Below are 11,620 nucleotides of genomic sequence, written 5' to 3' on the forward strand. Positions count from 1 at the left end.
TCTCTATGCCCTTGCGCCTTGCGCTGCTTTTGCTTGTTGCCAGCCTTGCGGCTGGCTGTGTTTCATCGGGCCATGACAGCCCGTTGCAAACCGGCAAGGGCCGTGACGAGGCGCGTGCTGCCTATGTGCAGTTGGGCTTGGGGTACTTGCAGCAAGGGATGGCCGAACAGGCCAAGGTGCCGCTGAAGAAGGCCCTTGAACTGGATGGCAGCGACGCAGACGCCAATGCTGCGTTGGCCTTGGTGTTCCAGGCCCAGGCCGAGCCTGAATTGGCCGATCAATATTTCCAAAAGGCCCTGGCCATACGTCCTGGCGACCCAAGACTGCTGAATAATTACGGCAGTTTTTTGTTTGCGCAGAAACGTTATCAACAGGCGTCCGAATATTTCCAGCAGGCTGCGGCCGATACCCTCTATCCTGAGCGCTCGCGGGTTTTCGAGAATCTTGGGGTGACCTCAATGCTTCTCGGCCAGCGCGACACCGCCCGCCAGCAACTGGAAAAGGCCCTGCACCTGAACCAGCGCCAGCCTCGAGCCTTGCTCGAAATGGCTGAGTTGTCCTTCGAAGACAGGCATTATGTGCCGGCACGTGACTATTACGAGCGTTTTAGCCTGCTGAGCGGGCAAAATGCACGTAGTCTATTGCTCGGTGTGCGCCTGGCGACGGTTCATGAAGAACGCGACAAGGCCGCACGTTTTGGCCAGCAACTCGAACGACTCTATCCCGGTACGCCGGAATATCAGCAATACCTGTCGGAGCAATGATGAAAGCGGCGCACCCGGAAGTTGTAGCAGCTAATCGTGGAAACCCAGGCGAGACCTTGCGTCAGGCCCGCGAAAGCAATGGTTGGTCGCTGGCAGAAGTGGCCCTCAAGCTCAATTTGACCACGACTTCATTGGGCAACCTTGAAGCTGGCGCGTTCGACAAGCTGCCAGGGCATACCTTTGCCCGCGGCTATATCCGCGCCTATGCCAAGTTGCTTGGTATCGACCAGGCCGCATTGGTCCAGGAATTCGACCAGATCACCGGTACCGATTCCCAGGGCAGCAATGTCCATGGCCTGGGGCGCATTGAAGAGCCTGTGCGCGTTTCCCACACGATATTGCGAATTGTCAGCCTGTTGCTGCTGATCGCCGTGATCGGTGGTGGTTTTGTATGGTGGCAGGATCAGACCTCCCAACGTGGCAAGGATCTGTCCACCAACGCCATGGAGCACGTCGAAGTCGAAAGCGCCGACGGCACCACCCAGATTCATCCGTTGGATGAGCCGGAAGACCAGGCCGTGGCCCAGGGCCAGGCGGCGCCTGAGGCAGAGCCGAGCGCCGAGCAGCCTGCTACTGACGCGGCTACTGCACCTGCCACGACTCCTGTCGCTCCCGCTCCAGTGGTCGCCGCGACGCCAGTTGCTCCGGCTCATACGCCAGCCGCCCCGGCGATTTCCGCGCCAACCACCCCAGCGCTTATCGCCGGTGATGGCCGAGTCCAAATTACCTACGTCGCTGACTGCTGGACGCAAGTCTCCGATGGCAACGGCAAAGTGCTGTTCAGTGGTCTGAAGCGTAAGGGAGATACACTTGACCAGGGCGGCAAGCCTCCTTTGACGCTGCGTCTGGGCTTTGCCCGTGGCGCGCAAGTGGCCTACAACGGCCAGCCTGTGGACGTGGCGCCGTTCACCAGTGGCGAGACTGCTCGCCTGAAGTTGGGACAATAAAGTCATGCACGGCGAATCTCCAATCAAACGTCGCGTATCGCGCAAGATCTGGGTCGGCTCGGTGCCGGTGGGCGGCGATGCCCCCATTGCAGTACAAAGCATGACCAACAGCGACACCAATGACGTGGCGGCCACTGTCGCCCAGATCAATCGCCTGGAAGCGGCGGGCGTCGACATCGTGCGGGTTTCCGTACCTGACATGGACGCTGCCGAAGCCTTTGGCCGCATCAAGCAACTGGTCAAGGTTCCGCTGGTCGCCGATATCCACTTCGACTACAAGATCGCGTTGCGCGTGGCCGAACTGGGTGTCGACTGCCTGCGGATCAACCCGGGCAACATCGGTCGTGAAGACCGGGTTCGCGCCGTGGTGGATGCCGCCCGTGATCGCGGGATTCCCATCCGCATCGGCGTCAACGCCGGTTCCCTGGAAAAAGACCTGCAAAAGAAATACGGCGAGCCGACTCCGGCAGCACTGGTGGAGTCCGCGTTGCGCCACGTCGAACACCTTGAGCGCCTGAATTTCCAGGACTTCAAGGTCAGCGTAAAGGCTTCCGACGTGTTCATGGCGGTAGAAGCGTACCGCCTGCTGGCCAAGGAAATCGTCCAGCCACTGCACCTGGGTATCACCGAAGCCGGCGGTTTACGCTCAGGCACAGTGAAATCTGCGGTGGGTCTCGGTATGCTGCTGGCCGACGGGATTGGCGATACTATTCGCATCTCCCTCGCGGCAGACCCGGTAGAGGAAGTGAAAGTCGGTTACGACATTCTCAAATCCCTGCATTTGCGTTCCCGTGGCATCAACTTCATTGCCTGCCCGAGCTGCTCGCGGCAGAACTTCGACGTGGTGAAAACCATGAACGAACTGGAAGTACGCCTCGAAGACCTGCTGGTGCCGCTGGATGTTGCGGTGATTGGTTGTGTGGTCAACGGGCCGGGTGAGGCCAAAGAAGCCCATGTGGGCCTGACCGGCGGTACGCCAAACCTGATTTACATCGACGGCAAGCCGTCGCAGAAACTGACGAATGACAATCTGGTGGATGAGCTGGAACGGCTGATCCGCCAGAAAGCGGCCGAAAAGGTTGCGGCTGACGCAGCGCTGATCGCGCGCGGCTAAGAACGAATTTAAGGATTAGATGTGAGCAAGTCTCTGCAAGCCATTCGTGGCATGAACGACATCCTGCCTGAGCAGACGCCCCTGTGGCGCTACTTCGAGGGCACTGTCGCGCGCCTGCTGGATAACTACGGTTACAAGCAGATCCGCATGCCGATCGTCGAGTTCACCGAGCTGTTCAAGCGCTCCATCGGTGAAGTGACCGACATCGTTGAAAAAGAGATGTACACCTTCGAAGACCGCAACGGCGACTCCCTGACCCTGCGTCCGGAAGGCACTGCCGCGTGCGTGCGTGCGGTGCTCGAGCATGGCCTCACCGGCGGCGGTCAGCCGCAGAAGCTCTGGTACATCGGTCCGATGTTCCGCCACGAGCGTCCGCAGAAAGGCCGTTACCGCCAGTTCCACCAGATCGGCCTGGAGGTGTTCAACCTCGACGGTCCGGACATCGACGCCGAGCTGATCGTGCTGACCTGGCGCCTGTGGGGCATGCTGGGCATCCGCGACGCGGTCAAGCTTGAACTCAACAGCCTGGGCACCAGCGAATCCCGGGGCCGCTACCGCGAAGCCCTGGTGGAATTCCTGTCGGCCCACCTGGACAAGCTGGACGAAGACAGCCAGCGCCGCCTGAAAACCAACCCGCTGCGGGTACTGGACACCAAGAACGCCGAGACCCAGGCCGTACTCGTGGACGCGCCGAAAATGGCCGACTACCTGGACGACGAGTCCCGCATCCACTTCGAGGGCCTCAAGGCTCGTCTGGATGCCGCCGGTATTCCATACGTCATCAATCCGAAACTGGTGCGTGGCCTCGATTACTACAGCAAGACCGTGTTCGAGTGGGTCACTGACAAGCTCGGCGCCCAGGGCACCGTGTGTGCCGGTGGCCGTTACGACGGCCTGGTCGAGCAGATGGGCGGCAAGCCGACCACCGGTGTTGGCTTCGCCATGGGCATCGAACGGCTGATCCTGCTGCTGGAAACCCTGGAGCAGGTCCCCGAAGAAATTTCCCGTCAGGTGGACGTGTACTTCTGTGCCTTTGGCGAGGCGGCCGAACTGGCTGCCCTGGCCCTGAGCGAGAAGCTGCGCGATCAACTGCCGAACCTGCGCCTGCAAGTCAATGCCGGCGCCGGCAGCTTCAAAAGCCAGTTCAAGAAAGCCGACAAGAGCGGTGCGTTGTATGCACTGATCCTGGGTGATGATGAATTGGCCCAGCAAGTGGTAAGTTTCAAACCCCTGCGTGGTCAGGGTGAACAACAAAGCATTGCCTTTGATGCGCTTGCAGCGCACCTGGCCACCTGCATCGTGCAGGGTTGAAGCTGTCAAACAGCCGATTTAGCGATTAAGGAGTATTGGGGTGTCGAGTACTGATGATGACCAGCTGGCCGAGTTCAAAGACTGGTGGCAGCGCAACGGCAAGCCCCTGGTCACTGGCGGCCTGCTGGCTTTAGTAGTGGTGTTCGGCTGGCAAGCCTGGCACAAGTATCAGGCTAACCAGTCGCAAGGCGCCTCGATTATCTATCAGCAATTGCTGGAAACCACGCTGACGCCAAACGGCAAGCCTGACCTTGCCCAGGTTGCAGACCTGGCCGGCAAGCTGAAGAGCGAGTTCGGCGGTAGCACCTACGCGCAATACGGCAGCCTGTTCGTCGCAAAAGTTGCGGTCGACAATGGCAAGCTGGATGACGCAGCCTCCGAGCTGAAAGCCATCACCGACAAGCCGGCCAACCCGACACTGGGTGAAATCGCACGTCAGCGTCTGGCTCAGGTACTCGCGGCACAGAACAAGGCCGACGACGCACTGAAACTGCTCGACGGCGATGCTGACAAGGCATTCCTGGCCACTCGTGAAGAGCTCAAGGGCGACCTCCTGGTCCAATTGGGTCGTACCGACGAAGCCAATGCTGCGTACCAAAAAGCCAAGGCGGCGCTGTCTGATGAAGCGGCGGTCGGTGGCTTACAAATCAAGCTCGACGACTTGGCCAAAGGGGATGCGTGACGTGATCCGTTGGAAACATGCAGCATTGCTGGCTCTGGCCGTTTTGGCCGCGGGTTGCAGCAGCAACAGCAAAAAAGAACTGCCTCCGGCCGAGCTGACCAGCTTCAAGGAAGAAGTGGTCCTGCAAAAGCAGTGGAGCCGCTCCATTGGTGACGGTCAGGGCGATCTCTACAACCTGATGGTTCCGGCTATCGACGGCGACACCATTTTCGCTGCTGACTCCACCGGCGTTGTGGTCTCCATGGATCGCATGAACGGCGACGTCAAATGGAAGAAAGATCTCGAACTGCCTGTGTCTGGCGCCGTAGGCGTGGGTTCCGGCATGGTGCTGCTCGGCACGCTGAAAGGCGACGTGGTGGCGCTGGACGAGAGCACCGGTGAAGAGAAATGGCGCGCTCGCGTGACCAGTGAAGTGCTCTCGCCACCGGCTACCAACGGTGACATCGTTGTCGTGCAAACCCAGGATGACCGTGTGATCGGCCTCGACGCCGCCACCGGTAACCAGCGCTGGTTGTACGACAGCACGCCGGCGGTCCTGACCTTGCGCGGTACCAGCGGTCCGGTTGTGACCAGCAACCTCGCACTGGCAGGCCTGTCGACCGGTAAAGTGGTCGCCCTGGACACCCAGAACGGCGTGCCGGCCTGGGAAACCCGGGTTGCAATTCCTCAGGGTCGTTCGGAACTGGACCGCGTAGTAGACATCGACGGTGGCTTGCTGCTGTCGGGTGATACCCTCTACGTCGCCACTTACCAGGGCCGCGTCGCGGCGCTGGACGTGCAAAGCGGCCGGATCAACTGGCAGCGTGATGCTTCCAGCTACGCCGGTGTCGCCCAAGGGTTTGGCAGCGTCTACGTAAGCCTGGCGTCTGGCACCGTTGAAAGTGTCGACGAGCGTTCCACCACTGCATTGTGGAGCAACGACTCCCTGGCTCGCCGTCAGTTGTCGGCACCGGAAGTGTTCTCCAGCTACGTAGCGGTAGGCGACTTTGAAGGCTACCTGCACCTGCTGAGCCAGGTGGACGGTCGCTTCGTCGGTCGCGAACGTATCGACAGTGACGGCCTGCGTGCCCGTCCGCTGGTAGTGGGTAACATGCTTTACGTGTATGGCAACAGCGGCAAACTGGAAGCGCTGACCATCAAGTAATGGTTTGACTATGCTTGGGGTAACACCCAGGCGGCCCCGCTTCGGCGGGGCATGCGGCATTTGAATATGCTGCCCCGAGCACCAGCCGCTGCCTTGCAGCGGCTTTTGTATTTTCTGAAATAACGAAGTGGAGAGCCGCATGGTTCCCGTAATCGCCCTGGTGGGCCGACCGAACGTCGGCAAGTCCACCTTGTTCAACCGCCTGACCAGGACTCGCGACGCCATTGTCGGCGACTTGTCCGGTCTGACCCGTGATCGCCAATACGGTGAGGCAAAGTGGCAAGGGCGCTCCTACATTATTGTCGACACCGGTGGTATCTCCGGTGACGAGCATGGCATGGACGAAAAGATGGCCGAGCAGTCGCTGCTGGCCATTGAAGAAGCTGATGTCGTGTTGTTCCTGGTGGACGCCCGCGCGGGCTACACCGCTGCTGACCAGATGATTGGCGAGCACCTGCGCAAGCGCAACAAGTGTTCCTATGTGGTGGCCAACAAGATCGACAACATCGATCCTGAAATGGCCCGTGCCGAGTTCAGCCCGATGGGCCTGGGCGACGCGATCCCGATCGCCGGTGCCCACGGTCGCGGCATCACCCAGATGCTGGAAATCGCGCTGCGCGACTTCCCGCGTGATGACGTGGATGAAGTCGAAGGCGAAGAAGAAATCGTTGCCGAAGGCGAGGAAGCCAAGCGCATTCCTGGCCCAAGCGAAAAAGACGGTATCAAGATCGCGATCATCGGCCGTCCGAACGTCGGCAAGTCGACCCTGGTCAACCGTATGCTCGGTGAAGATCGGGTAATCGTCTACGACGAGCCCGGCACCACGCGCGACAGTATCTACATCCCGTTCGAGCGTAACGACGAGAAGTACACGCTGATCGACACCGCCGGTGTGCGCAAGCGCGGCAAGATCCACGAGGAAGTTGAAAAGTTCTCCGTGGTGAAAACCCTGCAGGCGATCAAAGACGCCAACGTGGTGATCTTCGTCATGGATGCCCGCGAAGGCGTGGTAGACCACGACCTGAACTTGCTGGGCTTTGCCCTGGAAGCCGGTCGCGCCCTGGTGATTGCGATCAACAAGTGGGACGGCATGACGCCGAGCGAGCGCGACTACGTCAAGGTCGAGCTGCAGCGTCGTCTGTTCTTCGTCGAGTTTGCCGATATCCACTTTATCTCGGCACTGCACGGTACCGGCGTGGGCAACCTCTACGCTTCGGTGCAGAACTCGTTCAAGTCCGCGGTTACCCGCTGGCCGACCAACCGCCTGACCCAGATTCTGGAAGATGCGGTCAGCGAGCACGCGCCGCCGATGGTCAACAACCGTCGGATCAAGCTGCGTTACGCTCACTTGGGTGGTGCCAACCCGCCGATTATCGTGATTCACGGTAACCAGCTGGAGAAGGTGCCGAAGTCCTACGTGCGTTACCTGGAAAACACCTATCGCCGTGTCTTGAAACTGGTCGGTACGCCGATCCGTATCGAGTTCAAGGGTGGCGAGAACCCGTACGAAGGTAACAAGAACAGCCTCACCGACCGCCAGGTCAACAAAAAGCGTCGGATGATGACGCACCACAAGAAAGCCGACAAAAAGCGCCGCGACAAGCGCTGATCCTGATCGGTTGAAAAAGGGCTCTTTAAGAGCCCTTTTTTGTGCCTGGCGGTTGACCCTTCGTGGCATGCAGCTTAAAACTTGGGGCTCACCGCAAGGGGCGCACCGATGATCACCAGTAAGCTGCCGAATGTCGGCACCACCATCTTCACCACCATGTCGCAACTCGCCGCCGAAACCGGTGCGCTCAACCTGTCCCAAGGCTTTCCCGACTTCAATGGGCCTCAGGGTTTGCTCGATGCGGTGGGCAAGCACATTGCCCTTGGCCATAACCAATACGCGCCCATGACCGGTCTGCCGGTACTGCGTCAGCAAGTAGCGGCCAAGATCGCCCGCAGCTATGGCGCCACGGTGAATGCCGACAGCGAAGTGACCATCACCCCAGGCGCGACTGAAGCGATCTTCTGCGCGATCCAGGCTGTGATCCGCAGCGGTGATGAGGTGATCGTGTTCGATCCGGCCTACGACAGCTATGAGCCCTCGGTTGAGCTGGCGGGTGGTCGCTGCATACATGTGCAGTTGGGCCTGAATGACTTCTCCCTCGACTTCGAACAGATCAAGGCGGCGCTGTCCCCGCGCACCCGCATGATCATCCTCAACAGCCCGCACAACCCTACGGGTGCCTTGATCAGCCGTGCCGAGCTGGACCAGTTGGCCGAGTTGATCCGCGACCGCGACATCTACCTGGTCAGCGACGAGGTCTACGAGCATCTGGTCTTCGACGGAGTGCCCCATGTCAGCGTGCTGGCCCACGAAGAGCTGTACCAGCGCGCCTTCGTGGTCAGCTCCTTCGGCAAGACCTACCACGTCACCGGCTGGAAAACCGGCTACGTGGTTGCGCCTCCGGCCCTCAGCGCCGAGCTGCGCAAAGTGCATCAATATGTCAACTTTTGCGGCGTGACCCCATTGCAGTACGCTTTGGCAGACTTCATGGCCGAACACCCGGAACACGTAGAGGAATTGCCGGCTTTCTATCAAGCCAAGCGCGACCTGTTCTGCGATCTGCTGGAACCATCGCGTTTCAGCTTTACCCGGGTGGCCGGAACTTACTTCCAACTGGTGGATTACTCACAGATTCGCCCGGACCTGGATGACGTCGCCATGTCGCTGTGGATGACCCGCGAACATGGCGTGGCGACTATCCCGGTCTCGGTGTTCTACCAGAACCCACCGCAAGGCCAGCGCCTGGTGCGACTGTGCTTTGCCAAACGCGAGGAGACGCTGCGTCAAGCAGCCGAGAAACTATGCGTGATCTGAGTGCACTGCCCAACCTGAACATTGCCCTGGTGCAAACCACCCTGGCCTGGCACGACCGCCAGGCCAACCTGGAGCATTTCGAACTGCTGCTGGACCAGGCCCAGGGCGCCGACCTGATCGTGTTGCCGGAGATGTTCACCACCGGTTTCTCGATGGAATCGGAAACCCTCGCCGAGCCTGAAAACGGCCCCACTCATCAATGGCTGCAGGCCCAGGCGAAGAAGTACAACGCGGTGATCACCGGCAGCGTGATCATCCAGGCCGCCGACGGCAGCCACCGCAATCGCTTGCTGTGGGCGCGCCCGGATGGCGAGGTGCTGCACTACGACAAGCGTCACCTGTTCCGCATGGCCGGTGAGCACGACCACTACACCCCCGGCGAACGCCAGGTGCAGTTCGAACTCAAGGGCTGGCGGATTCGTCCGTTGATTTGCTACGACCTGCGCTTCCCGGTGTGGAGCCGTGACGCCCAGGACACTGACTTGCTGCTGTACACCGCCAATTGGCCGGGCGCTCGGCGTCAGCACTGGAACCGCTTGTTGCCGGCACGGGCCATTGAAAACCTGTGCTACGTGGCGGCGGTAAATCGGGTGGGCACGGACGGGAAGGGTTTTGCCTACACCGGCGACAGCCAGGTCGTGGACTTCCAGGGCGAAAGCCTGCTGAGCGCAGGGGAGGCGGACGGCGTGTTCCAGGTGTGCCTGGATGCAGCGGAATTGGCGGAGTACCGCACACGCTTCCCGGCGAACCTGGATGCGGACAGCTTTGAGTTCACCTGAAGGATTTTCGCCGCCTTATAGATTGCCTTCGCGAGCAAGCCCGCTCCCACATTCGTCCTGCGCTACCTGAAAGAACGCGGTCAAAATGTGGGAGCGGGCTTGCTCGCGAAGAGGCCCTTAAAATCACCACAAATTCCAATAAAAAGGCCCCTGGATTCTCATCCCGGGGCCTTTTGCATTTCAGCGGTCAGTGTTTACGCCGCTTTCGCTTCCAGCTGGCTCAACGAGCGGTTCAGCGCGCTGAACACTGCCTTGAAGCTCGCCGTGGTGATGTTCTCATCAATGCCCACGCCGTGCACCGGACGTTCACCGTTCACCCGCAGCTCGATGTAAGCAGCGGCTTTGGCATTGGTGCCGGCACCAATCGCGTGTTCGTTGTAGTCCATGATCTCAACACCAATCGGCAGGCCGGCCACCAGCGCTTCCAGGGCGCCGTTGCCTTTGCCGTGCCAGCGCAGGTTGGTTTCGCCCTGGCCCTTGCCGGAGACTTCAACTTCCACCGAGCTGTTGCCGTTCTCTTCCTGCAAGCGATGGCTGACCAGCGCGTAAGGAATGTTGGCTTGCAGGTATTCACGCTGCAACAAGCTGTAGATCTGCGAGGCGGTCATCTCCAGGCCTACACGGTCGGTTTCGGCCTGTACCACCTGGCTGAACTCGATCTGCATGCGGCGCGGCAAGCTGATGCCGTATTCCTGCTCCAGCAGGTAGGCGATGCCGCCTTTGCCCGACTGGCTGTTGACACGAATCACTGCCTCGTAGCTGCGGCCGATGTCCGCCGGGTCGATCGGCAAGTACGGCACTTCCCACAGGGCGTCGTCTTTCTGCTGGGTGAAGCCCTTGCGGATGGCGTCCTGGTGGGAGCCGGAGAAGGCGGTGTGAACCAGGTCGCCGACGTACGGGTGACGCGGGTGAACCGGGATCTGGTTGCACTCTTCGACGACTTTGCGGATGCCGTCGATGTCGGAGAAGTCCAACTGAGGGTCGAGGCCCTGGGTGTACATGTTCAACGCCACGGTCACCAGGTCGACGTTACCGGTACGCTCGCCGTTGCCGAACAGGCAGCCTTCGACACGGTCGGCGCCGGCCATCAGGCCCAATTCGGTAGCGGCCACGCCGGTGCCACGGTCGTTGTGGGTGTGCAGGCTGATGATCACGCTGTCACGACGGTTGATATGGCGACCGAACCACTCGATCTGGTCGGCATAGATGTTCGGGGTGGCGCACTCGACGGTAGCCGGCAGGTTGAGGATCACCTTGTGCTCAGGCGTCGGGTTCCAGACCTCGATCACCGCGTCACAGACTTCCTTGGCGAACTCAAGCTCGGTGGCGCTGAAAGTCTCTGGCGAGTATTCGAAGGTCCACTGGGTTTCCGGCTGCTGGGCGGCGTATTTGACGAACAGCTTGGCCGCGTTGACCGCGATGGCCTTGATGCCGTCCTTGTCCTGGTTGAACACGATGCGGCGAAACGACGGCGACGTAGCGTTGTACAAGTGAACGATGGCTTTCTTCGCCCCGCGCAGGGATTCGAAGGTGCGTGCGATCAAGTCTTCACGGCCCTGGGTCAGCACCTGGATAGTGGTGTCCTCGGGGATGTGATTGTCTTCGATCAGGGTACGCACGAAGTCGAAATCGGTTTGCGATGCAGCAGGGAAGGAGGCTTCGATTTCCTTCACGCCGACGGCGACCAGGGTCTTCCAGAAGCGCAGCTTTTTCACCGCGTCCATCGGTTCGATCAGCGACTGGTTGCCGTCGCGCAGGTCGGAACTGCACCAGATCGGCGCGGCGGTGATGGTCTTCGACGGCCAGGTGCGGTCCGGGATATCAATGGTCGGGAACGCGCGGTATTTCGAAGACGGGTCTTTGAGCATGCTCATCGGGAAATCCTTTGTTTAAGGGCCGAAAAAAGGCGGCCTGCCGTAAAACTGTTATTGGGGGAAAAGCGGAAGACGAGGCAGATCGATTCAGCCTGGCAGTCGTGCGCTGACGAGGCACAGGCTGCGGTGCTGGCGGAGC

At 60.3% G+C, this 11,620-nt stretch carries 10 protein-coding genes; 9 read left to right on the forward strand and 1 reads right to left on the reverse strand.

The annotated features are described in order from the left end of the window. The first annotated feature begins 5 nt into the window (after positions 1-5). The 9 genes from pilW (at position 6) to JFU58_RS15370 (ending at position 9,607) form a co-directional block, all read left to right on the forward strand. Entirely contained in the window at positions 6-764 is a 759-nt protein-coding gene (pilW, locus tag JFU58_RS15330) for a type IV pilus biogenesis/stability protein PilW (RefSeq protein ID WP_177070771.1), read from the forward strand. Further along, on the forward strand, positions 764-1,711 hold the full coding sequence (locus JFU58_RS15335) for a RodZ domain-containing protein (RefSeq protein WP_201141082.1): 948 nt from the start codon (positions 764-766) through the stop codon (positions 1,709-1,711). The genes pilW and JFU58_RS15335 overlap by 1 nt, the downstream gene beginning before the upstream one ends. Positions 1,712-1,715: 4 nt before the next feature. Then, a complete protein-coding gene (gene ispG, locus JFU58_RS15340) occupies positions 1,716-2,825 on the forward strand; it encodes a flavodoxin-dependent (E)-4-hydroxy-3-methylbut-2-enyl-diphosphate synthase (protein WP_017478664.1) in 1,110 nt (369 codons plus the stop codon). 21 nt (positions 2,826-2,846) lie between these two features. Beyond that, entirely contained in the window at positions 2,847-4,136 is a 1,290-nt protein-coding gene (gene hisS / locus JFU58_RS15345; RefSeq protein ID WP_003209664.1) for a histidine--tRNA ligase, read from the forward strand. 40 nt (positions 4,137-4,176) lie between these two features. Next, complete coding sequence (locus JFU58_RS15350) at positions 4,177-4,818, forward strand: YfgM family protein (protein WP_010176862.1); 642 nt, start codon at positions 4,177-4,179, stop codon at positions 4,816-4,818. Beyond that, entirely contained in the window at positions 4,811-5,962 is a 1,152-nt protein-coding gene (bamB, locus tag JFU58_RS15355; protein WP_063032991.1) for an outer membrane protein assembly factor BamB, read from the forward strand. The genes JFU58_RS15350 and bamB overlap by 8 nt, the downstream gene beginning before the upstream one ends. A gap of 139 nt (positions 5,963-6,101) precedes the next feature. Beyond that, on the forward strand, positions 6,102-7,571 hold the full coding sequence (gene der / locus JFU58_RS15360; RefSeq protein WP_201141083.1) for a ribosome biogenesis GTPase Der: 1,470 nt from the start codon (positions 6,102-6,104) through the stop codon (positions 7,569-7,571). 108 nt (positions 7,572-7,679) lie between these two features. Beyond that, positions 7,680-8,828 (forward strand): pyridoxal phosphate-dependent aminotransferase, encoded by a 1,149-nt coding sequence (locus JFU58_RS15365; protein ID WP_063032990.1) that lies wholly within the window; start codon positions 7,680-7,682, stop codon positions 8,826-8,828. Then, positions 8,816-9,607, forward strand: a complete 792-nt coding sequence (locus tag JFU58_RS15370; protein WP_201141084.1) for an amidohydrolase — start codon at positions 8,816-8,818, stop codon at positions 9,605-9,607. Before JFU58_RS15365 ends, JFU58_RS15370 begins: the two co-directional genes overlap by 13 nt. Positions 9,608-9,801: 194 nt before the next feature. Here the strand turns inward: JFU58_RS15370 and leuA are convergent, their stop codons facing one another. Next, positions 9,802-11,481, reverse strand: coding sequence for a 2-isopropylmalate synthase (gene leuA, locus JFU58_RS15375; protein ID WP_063032988.1), 1,680 nt, complete (start codon positions 11,479-11,481; stop codon positions 9,802-9,804). Positions 11,482-11,620 lie beyond the last annotated feature (139 nt).

This window comes from Pseudomonas sp. TH34, assembly GCF_016650865.1.
Classification (GTDB): domain Bacteria; phylum Pseudomonadota; class Gammaproteobacteria; order Pseudomonadales; family Pseudomonadaceae; genus Aquipseudomonas; species Aquipseudomonas yamanorum.